This is a genomic window from Agrobacterium sp. ICMP 6402 (genome assembly GCF_009498615.1).
Classification (GTDB): domain Bacteria; phylum Pseudomonadota; class Alphaproteobacteria; order Rhizobiales; family Rhizobiaceae; genus Agrobacterium; species Agrobacterium burrii.
Genome location: NZ_QSNV01000008.1, coordinates 107172 through 124586, shown reverse-complemented (window position 1 = coordinate 124586; position 17415 = coordinate 107172). Strand labels below are relative to the sequence as shown.

General features: G+C 59.4%; 14 protein-coding genes. 2 read left to right on the top strand and 12 right to left on the bottom strand.

All coding sequences use genetic code 11. The features are described 5' to 3' along the window. Positions 1-43 precede the first annotated feature (43 nt). Both DXT96_RS19725 and DXT96_RS19720 read right to left on the bottom strand, forming a co-directional pair. Positions 44-760, bottom strand: coding sequence for an aspartate/glutamate racemase family protein (locus DXT96_RS19725; protein ID WP_149901021.1), 717 nt, complete (start codon positions 758-760; stop codon positions 44-46). Between the two features lie 22 nt (positions 761-782). After that, on the bottom strand, positions 783-1412 hold the full coding sequence (locus DXT96_RS19720; RefSeq protein ID WP_110759564.1) for a flavin reductase family protein: 630 nt from the start codon (positions 1410-1412) through the stop codon (positions 783-785). Between the two features lie 130 nt (positions 1413-1542). On the opposite strand from DXT96_RS19720, the gene DXT96_RS19715 reads away from it, so the two are divergent. Beyond that, positions 1543-2220 carry a GntR family transcriptional regulator gene (locus tag DXT96_RS19715; RefSeq protein WP_153516084.1) on the top strand — a complete coding sequence of 226 codons (678 nt, stop codon included), beginning with the start codon at positions 1543-1545 and terminating at the stop codon, positions 2218-2220. 9 nt (positions 2221-2229) lie between these two features. Here DXT96_RS19715 and DXT96_RS19710 read toward each other — a convergent pair whose 3' ends face one another. The 7 genes from DXT96_RS19710 to DXT96_RS19680 all read right to left on the bottom strand — a co-directional run bounded on the left by DXT96_RS19710 (position 2230) and on the right by DXT96_RS19680 (position 10659). Then, on the bottom strand, positions 2230-3237 hold the full coding sequence (locus DXT96_RS19710) for an ABC transporter ATP-binding protein (RefSeq protein WP_149901019.1): 1008 nt from the start codon (positions 3235-3237) through the stop codon (positions 2230-2232). Next, positions 3234-4217 (bottom strand): ABC transporter ATP-binding protein, encoded by a 984-nt coding sequence (locus tag DXT96_RS19705; RefSeq protein ID WP_149901018.1) that lies wholly within the window; start codon positions 4215-4217, stop codon positions 3234-3236. The genes DXT96_RS19710 and DXT96_RS19705 overlap by 4 nt, the downstream gene beginning before the upstream one ends. Beyond that, positions 4210-5703 (bottom strand): amidohydrolase family protein, encoded by a 1494-nt coding sequence (locus DXT96_RS19700; protein ID WP_153516083.1) that lies wholly within the window; start codon positions 5701-5703, stop codon positions 4210-4212. Before DXT96_RS19700 ends, DXT96_RS19705 begins: the two co-directional genes overlap by 8 nt. Next, complete coding sequence (locus DXT96_RS19695) at positions 5703-6896, bottom strand: amidohydrolase family protein (protein WP_153516082.1); 1194 nt, start codon at positions 6894-6896, stop codon at positions 5703-5705. Before DXT96_RS19695 ends, DXT96_RS19700 begins: the two co-directional genes overlap by 1 nt. A 5-nt stretch (positions 6897-6901) precedes the next feature. Continuing rightward, positions 6902-7849: an ABC transporter permease gene (locus DXT96_RS19690; RefSeq protein ID WP_149901015.1), complete on the bottom strand. Its 948-nt coding sequence runs from the start codon at positions 7847-7849 to the stop codon at positions 6902-6904. 18 nt (positions 7850-7867) lie between these two features. Continuing rightward, positions 7868-8836 (bottom strand): ABC transporter permease, encoded by a 969-nt coding sequence (locus DXT96_RS19685; protein ID WP_046801232.1) that lies wholly within the window; start codon positions 8834-8836, stop codon positions 7868-7870. Between the two features lie 257 nt (positions 8837-9093). Next, a complete protein-coding gene (locus tag DXT96_RS19680) occupies positions 9094-10659 on the bottom strand; it encodes an ABC transporter substrate-binding protein (protein ID WP_149901014.1) in 1566 nt (521 codons plus the stop codon). 159 nt (positions 10660-10818) lie between these two features. Here DXT96_RS19680 and DXT96_RS19675 point away from each other — a divergent pair, with 159 nt between their 5' ends. Next, positions 10819-12357: an amidohydrolase family protein gene (locus DXT96_RS19675; protein ID WP_153516081.1), complete on the top strand. Its 1539-nt coding sequence runs from the start codon at positions 10819-10821 to the stop codon at positions 12355-12357. Between the two features lie 171 nt (positions 12358-12528). Here DXT96_RS19675 and DXT96_RS19670 read toward each other — a convergent pair whose 3' ends face one another. From DXT96_RS19670 to DXT96_RS19660, 3 genes are all read right to left on the bottom strand, one after another. Further along, on the bottom strand, positions 12529-13608 hold the full coding sequence (locus tag DXT96_RS19670; protein ID WP_153516080.1) for a porin: 1080 nt from the start codon (positions 13606-13608) through the stop codon (positions 12529-12531). Between the two features lie 449 nt (positions 13609-14057). Then, positions 14058-16232 (bottom strand): bifunctional diguanylate cyclase/phosphodiesterase, encoded by a 2175-nt coding sequence (locus DXT96_RS19665; protein WP_153516079.1) that lies wholly within the window; start codon positions 16230-16232, stop codon positions 14058-14060. Positions 16233-16464: 232 nt separating this feature from the next. Further along, a complete protein-coding gene (locus DXT96_RS19660) occupies positions 16465-17400 on the bottom strand; it encodes a 2-hydroxyacid dehydrogenase (protein ID WP_153516078.1) in 936 nt (311 codons plus the stop codon). Positions 17401-17415 lie beyond the last annotated feature (15 nt).

The following is a 17415-nucleotide window of genomic DNA, read 5'->3' as shown; positions in this document are numbered from 1 at the left end:
TTCGGGCATCCACATTGCCTGAAACCGTATGCCCTCTCCCGGCTCAGGCAACCAGCATGGCTTCCTTGATGCGCGGATAATCATAGGCATTGACCTTCGAGGTCACGTAACCCGCCCCCACCAGCGCCTCGGCGAGTTTCACCGCTGCCGTGACGCCATCGATAACAGGCACGCCGGTTGCCTCCCGCAGCCTGTCGCACAGAGCCGACATGCCGGCGCATCCAAGGATGATCGCTTCCGCCGCATCCTCCTTTTTGGCCGCTTCGATTTCGCGGATCAGCATCAATTCGGCAGCGAGCGGATCTTCTTCGAGACCAAGAACCGGCAGATTGATGGCGCGGACCCTGCGGCAATGCCGCTCCGCCCCATAGTTGCCGACAAGGTCTTCGATGATGGGTATCGAACGCGGCAGAGTGGTGATGATAGAAAATCGGCGGCTAATCGTCATGGCCACCTGAATGGCGGCCTGGCAGATGCCGATGACCGGCCCGCGCGCCACTTCGCGGGCGGCATGCAGCCCCGGGTCGTCAAAGCAGGCGATGACATAGGCGTTAACGCCCAGCTGTTCACCCTTGCGGATTTCCTGCAGCAGGCCCGGAACGGCCAGCGCCTCATCCGCCCCACCTTCGATACTCACGGGCGTATCGGCGGGATTTGCAGCGGAAATTTTCGTATCCATGTGTTTGACGCGCAAGGCACTGTCGAGCGCCTGCGCCGTCATCGAGGCCGTAGAGTTCGGGTTGATCAGGCGAATATGCATCGGGGTAAGCCTTTCAGGACCTTCACGCGCCATCTGGCTTTATGAAGTCGGTAATCGCTGGCGCCTTGAGGACGAACTGGCGGTCCGAAGTAATGTAATTGTCGGCGTGAAGACGTGCGATCGGCTGGTAGCGGTCCGGATCGACATAACGCCCCTCTTCATCAAGGCAATCCTTGTGCACATGCATGTGTACAACCTCACCCAGAACCAGCGTGCGGCGCGGATAATCGATCAGGCGCTCCACCCGGCACTCAAAGGCGCAGGGTGATTCCGCCGCAAAGCTTGCATCGATCTTGTTGCAGGGGGTCGCGGTCAGCCGCGCCATGGAAAGTTCGTCCACCTCGCTGTCGAAGCCGAGGCCGCAGACGAGCATCTGTTCCGACAGGGCCATGTCCACCATGTTGATGACGAATTCGCCGGTGCGGCGAATATTGACCATCGTGTCCTTCTCCTCACCCGTCACACGCGGCTGGATACCGAGGACGACGATCGGCGGATCATGGGAAAAAACGTTGAAAAAGCTCATCGGCGCCGCATTGTTGTGGCCGGCAGCCGAACGCGTCGTGACGAGTGCTATCGGCCGAGGACCGATAAAATTCGTCAGCAGACGATAACGGCTCTGCGGTTCGAGCGTGGTGAAGTCGAATTCCATGACAACTGCCCTGTTTATAGTACACAATATTATTTCAGATTGTTGACAATCTTGCAACCAAAACTCTGTTGAAACGGTTGACTTTTTCCACCGCATCACGCTTCTCTACCCACAATGGAGAGTGAACCCGATGACCGAACAAAACGGCCAGTCCACGCAGCAAATTGTCGAGAAAGTCTGGCTGTCGATCGCTGAACGACGGCTTCGCCCGGGCGTGCAGCTGAAGGAGGAGCAGCTCGCCACCATTTTCGGCGTCAGCCGCGCGCGCATCCGCCAGGCGCTTTCCGTGCTGGAGCGCGACGGGCTCGTCACCATCGTTCCCAATCGCGGCGCCTTCGTTTCCAAACCGTCGGTCGAAGAGGCGAGAGACGTGTTCTTCGTGCGCCGCACGGTAGAACAATGCGTCGTTGAGCGACTGTGCAAATCGGCCACCAAGGCTGATCTGAAACGGCTTCGCGACCATGTCGAAAAGGAGCGCGTGGCCAATGCTCATAATATCACCACCGACATCATCAAGCTTTCCGGCGGCTTCCACCTGCTGCTTGCGGAAACGGTCGGTTCCGATTTCCTGTTCACCACCATGCGCGACCTCATTTCCCGTTCCTCCCTCATCACTGCCGTTTACCGTAACACGGACCGCTTCAACTGCGGGCCTGACGAGCACGCGGAAATCGTCGATGCGATCGCCAATAATGATCCGTCGAGAGCCACGCATCTGATGACCCATCACCTCGAACATGTGGAAGCGGAACTCGACCTCAGCGAAATCCGCGACCTTTCCCATGATCTGCGGGCAGCACTCGCCTGACCCTGCGGGTCAGGCGCGCTCCCGTTCCTGCGTCAACACCTCTTCATCCTCCACCAGATGACATGCAACGCGTGTGCCGCCGGCAAGCGTGCGCACCTGCGGCACTTCCGCCGAACAGCGCGCCGTTGCCAGCGGGCAGCGCGGATGGAAGGTGCAGCCCGAAGGCGGCCTGAGCGGGCTTGGGACTTCACCTGCCACCAGTTCCCGGTCGCGGCGCGGCGCCTCGATATTGGGAATGGTCTGCAGCAAAAGCTGCGTATAGGGGTGGCGCGGGCGGGCGAACAGCTCCTCCGTATCGCCCTCCTCCACGATGCGGCCGAGATACATCACCGCGATACGGTCCGACATGTGGCGGACCACGCTCATATCATGGCTGATGAACAGATAGGTGAGCCCCAGTTCGTCCTGCAGCCGCCGCATCAGGTTCAGCACCTGCGCCTGCACCGACACGTCAAGCGCGGATGTCGGTTCGTCGCAGACCAGAAACTCCGGCTCGCTTGCCAGGGCGCGGGCAATCGAAATGCGCTGGCGCTGGCCGCCGGAAAATTCATGCGGAAATTTCTCACCGTCGGAGGCGGAGAGGCCGACCGTTCGCAGCAGTTCCTCCACCCTTTCCATTGTCTCAGCACGGGTGGCGCGCAGTTTCAGCTCCCGGATCGGCTCTGCGATGATGTTCTTCACCCGCCAGCGCGGATTAAGCGAGGCATAAGGATCCTGAAAGATCATCTGCGCTGAAAGCGGCGCACCCTTTCGTCCCTTGGCAAAACGGAACTCACCGGCGCTCGGCCGGAACAGCCCCGTCACCAGCCGCGCAACCGTGGACTTGCCGCAGCCGCTTTCGCCGACGATGCTGAGACAGCCGCCTGCTGGCACCGTGAAGTCGATGTCGTTGACGGCCTGCACAAATAGACGGGGCTTGCGCTCTATGACGCGGTTGAGCCATGGGGCGGAAACATCGAAGGTCTTGGTCAGGCCCTTCACCGTTAGTGCGGGCGTTTTTGTCACCGGGGCTTTCATGCTGTTCCTCCTGCATTCATCCAGCAGGCGCTTGCGCTGTTGCCCTGCGTTTCCAGTTCCGGGCGCTCGCGAAGACAGCGGGGGCCTGCAAAGCCACAACGCGGATTGAAGGCGCAGCCCGGGGGGATCGCATCAAGACGCGGCATCGCCCCGTCGATCTGGTTGAGCCGCTCCACCCGCGCGCCGAGCGAGGGGATGGAGGCCATCAGGCCCTGCGTATAGGGATGTTTCGGCGCATGCAGAACCTGCTCGACCGGCCCGACCTCGATAAGCCTGCCGGCATAAAGCACGGCGACGCGATCAGCAGCTTCGGCGATGACGCCCATATCATGCGTGACCAGCATGACGGCCGTCTGCTTCTCCTTGCACAGCCTGCGCAGCAGCGAGATGATCTGCGCCTGAATGGATACGTCAAGCGCTGTGGTCGGCTCGTCGGCAATGATGAGCTTTGGCGAGGCCGCCAGCGCCAGCGCAATGACGACACGCTGGCGCATGCCGCCGGAGAACTGATGCGGATAATGATCGATGCGGTCTTCCGGAGACGGAATGCCGACATCCTTCAAAAGTTGAACCGCCCGCCCCCGCGCCTCTTTTTTATTGAGCGGCAGATGCTGGCGGATCGTTTCGACCAGCTGCGCGCCCACCGTAAAGAGCGGGTTGAGAGAGGTGAGCGGATCCTGAAAAATCGCACCTATTTCGCGGCCGCGAATGCTCTCCATCGCCCTGTCGTCCAACTTGTCGATACGCCGCGACCCAAGCCATATTTCGCCTTCGGCGATGCGCCCGGGCTTTTCCAGCAAGCCCTGTATCGCGAGCCCGGTCATGGATTTTCCGGCACCGGACTCTCCCACCACTCCGAGGATTTCGCCGGGGCGGATCGACAGGCTGATATCCGAAAGGGCCGTCACCGTGCCTCTGCGGCCCGGAAACTCGACTTTCAGATTGCGAACGTCGATAACCGACTGGTTCATATTATCCATTGCCGTCAACCTCCACCGGGTAGCTCGGGGGGAAAATTTCCGAAATGGGCGGATTGGCCCAGCTTCGTTCGGGATATTTCGCGATCAGCCCGTCGAACTGCGTCTGCGCCTGAACGCGGGCTTGCTCCATGTCGATATTCGCGACCTGCCTTGAGCGCATCGACAGGCGGCCATCAACGAAGACCGCACGTGTGATCTTGCCGGAACCGCCGGTAACGATGGTCGTAATCGGATCGACGCTCGGCGCCATGACGGTATCATCGAGATCGAAGACCGCGATATCGGCGCGGGCGCCCTTTGAGAGATGTCCTAGATCGGACCGGCCCAGCGCCGTTGCGCCACCGATCGTGGCGGCGTCGAACAGATCGGCCGAACGAACCCTGTCGGGCACGCCATCACTGATGCGGCAGGTGATGAGCCCGACCAGAAGGTTCATCAGCATGTCGGCCGGTGCCGTGTCCGTGCCCATCGCAATGTTGATGCCACGCTGCTGGCACGACGAAAACGACGACAGCTTGCTGCCGCCTCTGGCCGACACCAGCGGACAGTGGACGATGGAAACGCCATTTTCAGCGTAGAGCGCCAGATCTTCGTCCGTCGCATTGGTGGCATGCGGCGCGACAAGGCGCTCGCTGAGGAGACCGGCCTTGGCCAGCCACACGGGTGCAGTGGAGCCATGAAGGCTGCGGACGGTATCGACCTCCATCGTGCCCTGCGCCATGTGCAGACGGAACTTGCATCCAAGATCACGAGCGGCCGCATCGGTTCTTTGCAACAGGGCGAGCGTCGATGTCTCGACCCGATCCGGCGCGAGCATGCCGCGTACGAGATCGCCATGCCGTCCGCTCTGTCTTTCGATAAAGGACACCGCATCCTTCAGGCCCTGAAAGCCGCGCTCTTCGTCAAAAACAGGCACCATGCGCCCCGGCTCTTCCAGCACCATGCCGCCGGAACGGTATGCGGGGCTGAGATAGACGCGCAGGCCGAGTTCGCCTGCAGCATCGGCCGCAGCTTCAAATTCGGCGACGGTTTCGCCCCATTCCCGGTAAAACAGGGAAGCGATGGGCGCTGCCGTGGTGATGCCGTTGAGAAGCAGCTGGCCGAAAGCAAAACGCTTCTGGAAGGCCAGCTCCTCCCCGGAATACATCTCATAGGGACCCGCCTCGACATAAGATCGCGGCCAGACGCGGCCCTTGGCCCAGCCGGGGTAATGATCGATCCCCAGGATCGTCGTATCGAGGTCGGAGAGCGCATCGAGATCGATCAGGCCGGGGCTGATGAGGGCATTGCCGAAATCGACGCGACGGGCGACCTCGCCGGGAAAACCGTGCCCGACGAACAGAATCTCACCATTCTCGAAGACCACCTCGCCGTTTTTCAAGAGCCGGTGTGATCCGTCCATGTGTCCGACAACCCAGCTTGCGGTAAGCAGCGTGCGGCCCGACGGACCTTCGCCAAGCGCGAGAGATTGCAAAGCGGCGCTCATCACGGCGCCTCCACGATGGCTTTGCCGTTTCTTGCGGTAACGCGGCCGCCTTTGACGACGAGCGGCCGGGGCGCGATATCAACAACGGCATGGGCGAGCGTTTCGCCCGTAAGCAGCGTGACGTCTGCGGCGCAGCCTTCCGAGAGGCCATAATCGCCAAGCCCCATGACATCGGCTCCGCCCTGCGAAACCACATGCAGCACATGGGCAAGCTCTATATCCGAGCGCAGGCCGTTCTTCATGCCGATGATCTTTGCCCGGTCGAGCATATCCGGCTGGCCCCATGGCCCCCAGGTATCCCGAATGCCATCGCAACCGCCGCCCACACGCACACCCGCCTCCTTCAGGCGCATGATCGACGGCACGTTTGCCGAAGGCGCACCGGTCGTCAGGATCGCCACGTCGAGCCTCGCAATCTCTTCAATCAGCTTGCCGACCCGCAGGTAATCATTCATCCCGAGTGCAAAGGCATGGCTGATAGCGACCTTGCCTTCCATGCCATTGGCCCGGATACGCTCGAAGATCAGCTCCATGGTGAAGGCGCCAAGATCGGCGGCCTCATGCAGATGGATGTCAATCGGCACGCCGTGCTTGACCGCAAGCGCAAAGAGAATATCCAACTGGCCTTTCGGATCGCGGTCGATGCCGCAGGGATCGATGCCACCAAGCACTTCGCAGCCCTGTTTCAAGGCCTCGTCCAGAAGCTCCACGGTGCCGGGCATGACCATGACGCCGGATTGCGGGAAGGCGACGACTTCGATGTCGATGATGCCCTTCAGCTTCTCGCGGGTCTCCCAGATGCCCTCCACAAGCGCCAGGCCATGGGTCGGGTCAATATCCACGTGGCTGCGAATATGCGTGCCGCCGTTCGCCGCAAGGCCGATGGCGTGGCGCATGGACTGGCGGTGCGGATCGATGCCGATCTGTGTCCGGTTTTCGCGTTCAAAGTCGATCCGCTGGCGCAGGATCGCGGCGCGATTATTGACATGCCAGGGCATGCCCCATGTCGTCTTGTCGAGATGGGTATGGGCATCGATAAGGCCGGGAACGGCAATCGCACCATTCCCCTCCTCGACCGGCATGCCCGGCTCGGCCTCGAACTTTCCGAAACCGGCTATCTTTCCCTGCCTGATCAGAATGTCGCAGGTATTGCCCGCCATGGGCCTGATGTTGCGGAGCAGAAGATCGTGCATGGAACTCACCTCAGTTTCGGATTGAGCGCATCGCGCAGCCAGTCACCCAGAAGGTTGACGGTGACGACGAGCAGACAGAGCTGGAAAACGGGAAACAACACGATCCACCACGAACCCGAGAACAGGAACTGATTGCCGATACGGATCAGCGTTCCGAGTGAAGGCTGGCTGGGCGGCATGCCGATGCCGAGGAAGGACAGCGTCGCTTCGGTGAGGATCGCCATGCCGAAATTGAGCGTGGCGGCAACCATGATCGGTGTGAGCGTATTGGGCAGGATATGGTTGGCCATGATGCGACGGGCGGGAACGCCGATGAGTTTGGCCGCCTGCACATAATCCTTGCCGGTTTCGACGATGGCCTGGGCGCGCACGGTGCGCGCATATTGCACCCAGGCGGAAAGGGCGATGGCGAAAATCAGCACGGCGGATGCCCCCACCTCGCGCAGACTGTCCGGCAACATCTGTCGCACCACCGTCGAGACGAGGATGGCAACCAGAATTGTCGGGATGGAGAGCGTGATATCGCCGATCCGCATCAGGAGATTATCGGCAAAGCCGCCGAAGTAACCAGCGACCAGCCCGGCCGTCATACCGATGACCAGCGATAGCGCCACGGAGGCGACACCGATGACGATCGATATGCGGGTGCCGTAAAGAATGGCGGAGAGCATGTCCCGCCCCTGCGTATCCGTGCCGAGCAGATAGGGCCATTCGCCGCCCTCCTGCCACACCGGCGGCAACTCGGCCTTCCACATGTCCAGCGAAGCGCCATCATAGGGGTTTTGCGGCGCGATCAGCGGCGCGAATATGGCAGCGAGGATCAGGATTGAGAGGACCAGCGCGCTGATCTTCGCCGATCTGCTGCGACTGAAGGACCAGTAGAGATCGCTGTCGCGCATGCGGCTGAAAAGCGACCGGCGGGCGGGTTTTGCCATTTGTGGAAGGTCTGTCATGAAACCGGCTCCCTTCGGTTAACGCGCGGTGCGCAGACGCGGATCGATCACCGCATAGGCAATGTCGACGAACGTGTTGAGAACAACGAAGATGAAGGAAATGATGCAGAGATAGGCCGCCATGACGGGAATATCGAGAAACGTCACCGCCTGTATGAACAGCATGCCCATGCCCGGCCACTGGAAGACCGTTTCCGTAATCAGCGCGAAGGCGATGAGCGAGCCGACATTCATCGTCGTCAGCGTCACGACAGGCATGAGACAGTTGCGAAGCGCATGGCGGAAATAGATGCGCCAGCGGGGAATGCCACGGGCACGCGCAAACTTCACGAAATCGGATCGCAACACCTCCAGCATCTCGGCGCGAACCAGACGCATGACGAGCGTGATCTGATAAAGCGAAAGCGCAATGGCCGGCAGAATGATGGCCGCACGCCCGGAGGAGGTCAGCAACCCGGTGGACCACCAGCCGATCTGCACCACATCTCCGCGACCGAAGGCCGGCGCCCAGCCGAGCGACACCGAAAAGACGAGAATGAGCAGAATGCCAACGACGAAACTCGGCAGCGAAACGCCGACGATCGACAGGAATTGCAGGCCCTCTGTATACCACTTGCCGCGCCTGATTGCCGTCAGCACCCCAAGCGGCAGACCGACGACCAGCGAAAGGACAGTGGCGACGAGAACAAGCTCCAGCGTTGCCGGAAACCTCTCCGCTATCAGCGGCAGCACCTGCTGGCCGTTGCGATAGGAAACGCCGAAATTGCCCTCTGCCGCATCTTTGACGAACCGCAGATATTGCGTCGGCAGGCTGTCATTGAGGCCGAGGCGCTCACGCAGGGCGGCCCGGTCTTCCTGCGAGGTCTGTTCGCCGACCATCAGCTCAACAGGGTCACCCGCGAGCCGAAAAATGAGAAATGCGATAAGCGCGACGGAAAGCATGACGAGCACGGCATTTCCCAAACGCTTGATGATGAAAACCAGCATGGTTACCTCTCGGATGCGAACCCGCGCCACAAGGCGTGCCAGGTTCGACCATTCTCTTCCAGAGACAGGGCAGAGCTTTCGCAACGATGCGATGCCTTGCGCGTGAGCCTGTCACATTGTCGACAATTGTACCGGCGGAGGATGGCGTTTCGGCCGTCCCTTCCGTGAGGATCACGGTTTCAACGGCTGAGGCGAACTGCGCCGGAAAGGCTGGAAAGGCGTTCGGCAACCGGCCGACGCCCTTCCAGCGGTCTGCATTATTTGTCGAGCTGTGTCAGCCAGTGACGCGGCTTGTTATCGGCACGGAAATCGACGCTCTTGACCTTTCCGAGCATGGCCCATGCAATGGGCTGCTGATGCAGCGGAACGAGCATGGTCTCATCCTTGGCGATTTTCAATGCGGCTTCTTCAAGTGCCAGACGTTTGGTGTTGTCCTGTTCCTGTGCCGCCTCTCCCACCAGCTTGTCGATTTCGGGGTTCGACCAGCCGCCATAATTGGAGACACCCATCGCACCCTTGCGGGTCGACAGGATCTGCGACAGGAACGAGAAGGCATCGAGCGTCGGCTCGTTCGCCCAGCTGAGATTGAAGACATCGGCCTTGCCGCCATTGCGCTTGGGCGACTGCACGGAGCGCGGGGCGATGTCAATCGTCGGCTGGAAACCGCCGCGCTTCAGCATGTTGGCAACGCCGGAGCAGATATCTTCCTCATTGATGCTTTCATCATTCATGCAGGTATAGGTGAAAGCGAGGTTCTTCATGCCCGCATCGGCAAGCAGCTTCTGCGCTTTTGCCGGATCGGCAGGTTCATAGGTATCGAGTGACTTGGCATAACCGGCGATTTCAGGCGCGATGAGCGAACCGGAAGGCCTTGCAAGGCCACGCATGACCTTCTTGTTGATGAGATCGCGATCAAGCGACGCCTCGAATGCCTGACGCACGCGCAGGTCATTAAACGGGTTGGGCTTACCGTCTTCCAGCTTTTCGCGACGATTGAAACCGATGAACAGCGTGCGCAGTTCGGTGCGCTTCTTCACCGTGATGTTGGCCGAGGTTTCAAGCCGCGGCAGATCCTGGATCGGTGCGGAATCGATCAGGTCTATCTCGCCAGAAAGCAACGCTGCAACCCGTGTGGCGGCAGAGGCGATCGGGACGAATTCGATACGGTCAAGATTGTGCTTTTTCTGGTCCCACCAGCCGTCATTGGCGACGAGAACCGTCTTGCTATCGGGCACACGGCTTTCGAGCTTGAACGGCCCGGTGCCATTGGTGTGCATCGTCGTATAACCGTCGACCTTGGAGGCGAAATCGGTCGGCTTCTCGCTATTGTTATCTTTCAACCACTTGGCGTTGAAAATGAAGATATTGGTGATGTCGTTCAGGAAAAGCGAGGTCGGCGCGCTGACGTCGAGATCGACAGTGTAATCATCGACCTTCTTGACCCCGGCAAAGACCGGAATATTGCCGCGCAATGGCGAGGTGGCATCTGAAGCGCGCGTGAAGGAAGCGACCACATCATCAGCGGTGAAATCCGAGCCGTCATGGAACTTCACACCCTTGCGCAGGGTAAAGCGCCAGGTCTTTCCATCAACGAGTTTCCACTCCGTCGCCAGCGCCGGTTCGATCTTGAAGTCCGGCCCGTAACGGACAAGCCCTTCATAGATGTGATTGAGGAAAGCAAGGTTGGAGGTGGAAGGCACCGAATACGGATCGAGCGAATAAAGGTCGGCGCGGCTACCCCAGCGAAGGGTCTCTGCGCTTGCGGGAGCGGCAATGGCGGCGGCGGCCATGGCGGCCAGGACAAAACTTCTAATTCGGGACATTTGATCCCCCCTTTTTATAGGTCGTTGGAAAGCCGGCAGGCGGCTGAGCAAGCGGAGTATTGTTTTGCCCGGCCTTATTGTCAATAATATTGTTGACAATTATCGTATTCAAAATTGTGAATTTCTGGATACCGACTACAAACATATGGGAGAAGGCAAATGGGAAGTTATCTGCTGCTGCACGGCACGATCGTCACCGTGGATCGCGAAAGACGGATTATCGAGGATGGCGGCCTTGCCATTCAGGATGATCGTATCGTTGATATCGGCACGGCCGGGGAGCTTGCGTCACGTCACCCCGACAAGCAGATCATTGACTGCCGGGGCAAACTCATCATTCCCGGCCTGATCGATGCGCATGGCCATGCCGGGCATGCGCTGATCCGCAGCATTGCCGCCGATACCAATGCCATGTGGATGAAGGTCGTGACGCCGACCTACTATCACTACGTTACCCGCGACTACTGGTACGCCGACGGTCTGGTCTCCGGCATTGAGCGGTTACGCGCCGGCGTGACGACCGGTGCCAGCATCATCACCTCGATGCCGCGCGCCGACGACCCCGTCTTCGCCATCAACCACGCCCGCGCCTATGAGGAGATCGGCCTTCGCGAAATCATCTGTGTCGGCCCGTCCGGCCTGCCATGGCCGCACCCCGTTACCCGATGGGAGAGCGGTTCGCCGGAGCGCCGCCATATCAGCTTCGAAGAGATGATCGAAGGCAGCGAGGCAACCATCGAGGCCCTGAACGGCAGGGCGGATGGCCGCATCAGCGTGTTCCTCACACCTTTCACCATCGTTCCATCAGTTGAGCCCTCCAATGCCTCGACGCCCGATCAGGCGGTGAAACTGACGGAAAATGACCGGATGCAAGCGCGGCGGATCCGTGAAACGGCACGAAAGACCGGCGTCAGGCTGCATTCGGACGCTTTTGCCGGACAGATCCGCATGGCGTTTCAGGACAAGGAAAATGCGCTGCTTGGCCCTGATATCCATCTCCAGCATTGCTGGGGCATCTCGCATGACGAGATCGACATTCTGGCCGAAACCGGAACTCGCGTTACCCACGCCCCGCCCGGCCGGGCAACGCCAATCATGGAAATGATGTCGAAAGGCATTCGTGTTGCCATCACCACCGACGGCGCGGCCCCCAGCCGCCATTTCGACATGTTGCAGACGGCGCGTCTGGCGCAATTCACCCAGCATCTGCTGCACAACCATGATCGTTACCTGCTTCCGCCCGGCAAGATATTCGAAATGATCACCATCGACGCCGCCCATGCCATCGGCATGGAGGACGAGATCGGTTCGCTGGAAATCGGCAAAAAGGCCGACGTCGTCATCATCGACATGCGCAAACCGCATCTGATGCCGATGTGGATGCCGGTGCATCGGCTCGTGCACCAGGTGCTGGGCAGCGATGTCGATACTGTTTTCGTCGATGGCAGGATGTTGATGGAAAACGGCCGGGTTCTGACAACCGATGTTGATGCGGCCCTTAACTTCGGCCAGGAAGAAGCGCTGGCCCTCGCCGCCCGCGCCGGTCTCGAAGCGCATATGCACGACCCGGGCTGGGGCCGCCTGTTGCGGACCTTCGACGAACCCGTCCACCCTCCCCGGCCACCGGAGCCGGCGGCCCATGGGCAACAGGGCGGTACTGACCAGGAAGATGGTAATGGGCCGGCATCCTTCCGATAGCGGAAGTGAAATTGCCGGAGACCTTTTACAGAAACAAAAACTCCCCGGCCTGGAGGGGTCCGGGGAGCAAACCTGACGTCATGTCAGGAACTTTGACTGGAGCTAGTGACTCACCCGCTCGGAAACGGGGTGGATCTGAGTTGTCTAACCCGGTTTAGGCTTTTTTGGTTATTAGAACGCGCGCTGCAGGCGAACGAAACCAGTCCAGCGGTCACCACCACCGTTTACGCCCTTAGTGCCGTCCACGTCCTGATAGGTAACCGAAGCGAGCGTGGAGAAGCCGGGAGCGATCTTGTAGCCAGCAGCTACGCCGGCGCGCCATGCGTCACGGTTGCCAACGAAGTCGTTGTTAGCACCGATATCGATCGTACCGAAGTACTGGAAGCCGGGGGTGATGGTCAGCTTGTCAGTTGCCTTGATGGCGTATTCAGCAGCAACCGTCCACTCGGACTCTTCGTAGTAGTAGTTTGCGCCAGAAGCCCAGGCACCGGAGATGCCGAGCGTGCCCGGACCGATGTCAGCCGTGACGATTGCACGAATGGCGCCGTTTTCCTGGTTCGTGTCGTAACCGCCGAGCAGGTTAGCCTTAACGCCGCCGAACTTGGCGCCGATGATGGCGCTGATACCGACATCGTTCGTCCCGGATTTGTTAATGCCGGTTTTGAACGAGCCGCCCTTCGTAACGCCGAGTTCGGAATCGCCCTTACGCGAGCCTTCCAGCTCTTCGACAGCAGCGCCAACATAGAAGGAACCGGCATCGTAGGTGTAACGGATGGCGTTCAGACGGGTACGGTTGGAGCTGAGCTGGTCATACTCGCCGGAGAGACCGTCATCCCACCAGTTGTAGTAGTAGCCGACCTTCAGGCCGCTGAGTTCGATGAAAGCCTGGTCAAGGATAACGGCCTTGTCGGTGTCGTTGTCGGCCTGGCCACGGAAGCCGAAGTAGCCACGCAGAGCGCCGAGCTCGGTGTCAGAGCGGGTGTCAACGTTGAACTGGGCGCGCGTGAACGAATCCCAGTCAGACGTGCCGGACTGGTTACGACCGAAGTCGGTCTGGAAACGAATGTAACCGTCGAACTTCAGGCAGGTTTCGGTGCCGGGGATGTAGAAGAAGCCGGTGCCGAAAGCGTCGCAAACGCGAACGTATTCCATGGCTTCCGGCTCAGCAGCGACGATAGCGTCAGCGGCCTGTGCGCCAGATACTGCTGCGAGAGCTGCAGCGGAGCCGATAAGAAGGCTCTTGATGTTCATTTGTAATCTCCAGTCAAAAATTTTTCAACGAATGCGCAAAACTGTGGGCTGGTCTTTCCCTGCCGCCCGCTTCTCTGCGCTGATTCAGAAAATGACAGAAAGTACGGCAGACTCGCAATTCAAATCGGCATATTGCAAATACAATAAAAGTACACAAACGTATTAAGTAGTAAAATTACAACAAATCAATAGTTTAAAATATAATAATTTCATTTTTTATTTTCAAATAATAGAATTTATTACTTAATATAAATAGCCGATTATAATAATTTTATTTATTATAATAAATAAATCTATGTTGGCGCGAAGGGACAGTTACCCGGCATCCTGACCCGGAACAATCACATAGACGTTTGAGGTTGTTGTAATAAAAGGCGCAGGCATCCGGCCGGAACAGTTCCGGCGACAGCTCAGATCAGGCCCGTCAAAACAGGGCCACCAAGTGGGGTTTATTGCAGATTGCCGGCGGGGCCTGTCGGGAATGTCGTCATCTTCGCCAGCATGTCTTCAATCGCATTCGCCTGCACCGGGCGGCTGAAATAATAACCCTGCCCGTAGGGACAGCCGGCGGCGCGCAGAAACGCCGCCTGCTCGCTGGTCTCCACACCCTCGGCAATAACGTCGATATCCAGAGATCCCGCAAGCTGGATCATGATCGAGACGATGGCGCTGTCCTTGGTTTTTTCCGGCAAATGGGTGAGGAACGAGCGGTCTATCTTCATGCAGGACAAAGGGAAGGTCTTGAGCATGCCGAGGCAGGAATAACCGATGCCGAAATCGTCCAGCGCGAGGCTGACGCCCATCTGCTTGATGGCGCGCATGATCCGCACGGATGTTTCGACGTCCTGGATGATGAGCGTCTCGGTGATTTCGATTTCCAGCAACGAGGGCGAAAGACCGGTTTCCTTCAGCGCCGACTGGATCTGCTCCACAAGCCCACCCTGAAACTGCCGGGGCGAGATATTGACCGCCATTTTAACGGGCGACAGGCCGGCCATGATCCAAGCCTGTGCCTGCTGGCAGGCTTTTTTCAGAATGCTTTCGCCAAGCTCCACGATGAGGCCTGTTTCTTCCGCAAGGCCGATGAATTCCGACGGAGCCAGCAGACCCTCCACCGGGTGCTGCCAGCGCACCAGCGCCTCCACCCCGCTGATACGGCCGGTGAGAAGATCAACCTGCGGCTGGAAATGCAGGACAAACTCATCCCGCTCCACCGCCTTGCGCAACTCCTCAATGCGGGTGAACTTCTTTCTCAGTTCGTCCGCCATGCGCGGTGTGAAGGTGGCGATGCCATCCCGGCCATTATGTTTGGCCTCATACATGGCAAGGTCGGCGGCAGCGACGATTTCCGCCGTGGTTTCCCCGTGCTCGGGAAAAAACGCCATGCCGATGCTGCAGGTAACTTTGATATCGTAGTTGCCGATGCGCAGCGGCTGCGAAACCGCCGCCTGAATGCGCTGCAAACGGTCTTCGAAACCATGTTTCTGCTTTTCCAGAATGACGACGAATTCGTCGCCGCCCACCCGCAGCACGAGATCATTTCGGCTGAGGCTGTGCGTTATGCGCTCCGCCGTCTTTGAAAGCAGCGCGTCGCCAACGCTGTGGCCAAGCGTATCGTTGATCTGCTTGAAATTATCGAGATCGAGAAAACCGATGCCGACCTTCCGTTTTGCCTTTGCCGCCACCGCCAATATTTCCGGCAGCCGCGTATCGAGAAAACGGCGATTGGGTAGCCGGGTCAACATGTCATGATCAGCCAGAAAGGCGATATGCGCAGCTGCACGTTTCCGGTCGATCGCCAGCCCCGCCATGCGGGCGGCAGCCCCGATGAATTCGATCAGCGCCGCATCCGGCTGGCGGCCCGCCAGCACGCACCAGACAAAGCCATGCGCCTTGCCCTCGCTGGCGGGAATATCGAAACTGAAAGCCGTGCTGTCGGCCGGATAGGTAAGGCTCGCGGGATCGTTGGCGTTGGAAATAAGCGCCGTCAGGCCCGGATGCGGCACCAGCGCCGGCGAGGCATAAACGGACGGTTCTCCCGCCGCCGCCTCGAACACCCTGACAGCGCAGGCAAGCCCGGTGGCAAGGTTTTCAATGGCCTTGACGAATTCCTCGAGAAAATCTTCGATCCGCGCCGCCGCGACGATCATTTCCAGAATGCGCGCCTGCGCCTGAAGCAGTCTTTCCGAGGCCTTTTTCTGGGTAATATCCCTGGAAGCGCCAACCACACCGATGATCTTGCCGGTCTCATCCTTCAGCGGCACACGCGACATCATCAACCAACGGTCGATATCGCCACGCATGGCGGGTTCCTCATAGCCAAGATCTGGCTCTCCGGTGCGCATGACCCGCGCTTCGGTATCGGGAATGCCGGCGCGCCGCGCCGCATCTCCATGAATGTCGCCATCGGTGAGCCCGATCAGCTCCTCGACACTTTCAAAGCCGTTCTCGGTAACGATGGCGCGATTGGCAAAAAGAAAACGGCCCTCCAGATCCTTGGCATAGATGAAATCCGGCACATGATTGATCATCGCTTCCAGAAGCACATGCCGGTCGGAGGGATTGGCGTTTTCAGTCGTTGCGGGAGAGGCAGATGGCGTAACGTCGCGCTTCATTCGCGACATCCGGTTCTGCTCGGGTGTCTTCGGGCCTTTGGAACGCACCTCTCCGCCTCATAGCTTTATAATGAAGCAGAATAGTAGGATTATACATATTATATAAATATGAACGGCGGACCTGGATTACCGGCGAATGGCTGCCCTTTTGCAGCCTAAACCAGGAACAGCCGAAAGCACTATTCGAAACGGCGCGGATAAATGCCGCGCCGTCAGATTAAAGGCTTAGATAGAGGATATGTCAGACCACCGGGGTCGGTAGTTCCTTGCCCGCAAAATGCGCGTCGAGATTGGCAAGAACGAGATCGGCCATAGCGCGTCGCGTCTGGTGCGTGCCGCTGCCGACATGCGGGGCAAGCGTGACGTTGTCGAAGGCGAAAAGCGCTTCCGGCACACGTGGTTCATCCTCGAAGACGTCGAGGGCCGCACCACCGATCGCGCCGTTCGAAAGCGCCTCGACCAGCGCCTTCTCATCCACCAGCGAACCGCGCGCCACATTGACGAGCACGCCCTGGGGTCCAAGCGCCTTCAACACGCTGCCATTGACGATGTGGCGTGTTTCAGCGGTGGCAGCGGCGGCGATGATCAGCACATCGCAATTGGCAGCCAGCGCCTCGATGCTGTCGTGATAGTCATAGGCGACATCGCGGCGGTTTCTGGCGGTGTAGGAAATCCGCGCGTCAAAACCTTCGAGCCGCTTTGCGATTGCCTGACCGATGCGGCCGAGGCCGAAAATGCCGTAACGACGGCCAGCCACACGGGTGGAAAGCCCCATATCGCCCTTCAGCCACTGCCCCGTGCGCACATGCTGGTCCGCCTGCGGCAGCTTGCGCGCCTGCGCCAGAACGAGACCGAGCGCGAGGTCAGCAACATCGGCTGTCAGCACATCCGGCGTGTTGGAGACGCGCAAACCGCGTTGCTTGGCTTCGGCAAGATCGACCTTGTCGAAACCGACGCCGTTGATGGCGACGATTTCAAGATTGGGGAGTGCAGCACCAATATCTGCCGGCAGGCCGATATGGCCGCCGGTGACGACGCCGCGAATGGCTGCGCCTTTTTCAGCAAGGAACGCCGCCTTGTCCGCGGCCTCAAACAGGCGATGCACGGTGAAGCGCTGCGCGAGTTCTTCTTCCAGTGCCGGGATCAGCGGGCACAGTTGCACGATTTCAGTAGTCATGGATCTTCCTTTGCG

Coding starts and splice junctions, on each gene's coding strand:
- DXT96_RS19690 (WP_149901015.1), bottom strand. CDS start 7,849: ATGACAGACCTTCCACAAATGGCAAAACCCGCCCGCCGGTCGCTTTTC.
- DXT96_RS19675 (WP_153516081.1), top strand. CDS start 10,819: ATGGGAAGTTATCTGCTGCTGCACGGCACGATCGTCACCGTGGATCGC.
- DXT96_RS19720 (WP_110759564.1), bottom strand. CDS start 1,412: ATGGAATTCGACTTCACCACGCTCGAACCGCAGAGCCGTTATCGTCTG.
- DXT96_RS19695 (WP_153516082.1), bottom strand. CDS start 6,896: ATGCACGATCTTCTGCTCCGCAACATCAGGCCCATGGCGGGCAATACC.
- DXT96_RS19710 (WP_149901019.1), bottom strand. CDS start 3,237: ATGAAAGCCCCGGTGACAAAAACGCCCGCACTAACGGTGAAGGGCCTG.
- DXT96_RS19705 (WP_149901018.1), bottom strand. CDS start 4,217: ATGGATAATATGAACCAGTCGGTTATCGACGTTCGCAATCTGAAAGTC.
- DXT96_RS19660 (WP_153516078.1), bottom strand. CDS start 17,400: ATGACTACTGAAATCGTGCAACTGTGCCCGCTGATCCCGGCACTGGAA.
- DXT96_RS19680 (WP_149901014.1), bottom strand. CDS start 10,659: ATGTCCCGAATTAGAAGTTTTGTCCTGGCCGCCATGGCCGCCGCCGCC.
- DXT96_RS19670 (WP_153516080.1), bottom strand. CDS start 13,608: ATGAACATCAAGAGCCTTCTTATCGGCTCCGCTGCAGCTCTCGCAGCA.
- DXT96_RS19715 (WP_153516084.1), top strand. CDS start 1,543: ATGACCGAACAAAACGGCCAGTCCACGCAGCAAATTGTCGAGAAAGTC.
- DXT96_RS19665 (WP_153516079.1), bottom strand. CDS start 16,232: ATGTCGCGAATGAAGCGCGACGTTACGCCATCTGCCTCTCCCGCAACG.
- DXT96_RS19700 (WP_153516083.1), bottom strand. CDS start 5,703: ATGAGCGCCGCTTTGCAATCTCTCGCGCTTGGCGAAGGTCCGTCGGGC.
- DXT96_RS19725 (WP_149901021.1), bottom strand. CDS start 760: ATGCATATTCGCCTGATCAACCCGAACTCTACGGCCTCGATGACGGCG.
- DXT96_RS19685 (WP_046801232.1), bottom strand. CDS start 8,836: ATGCTGGTTTTCATCATCAAGCGTTTGGGAAATGCCGTGCTCGTCATG.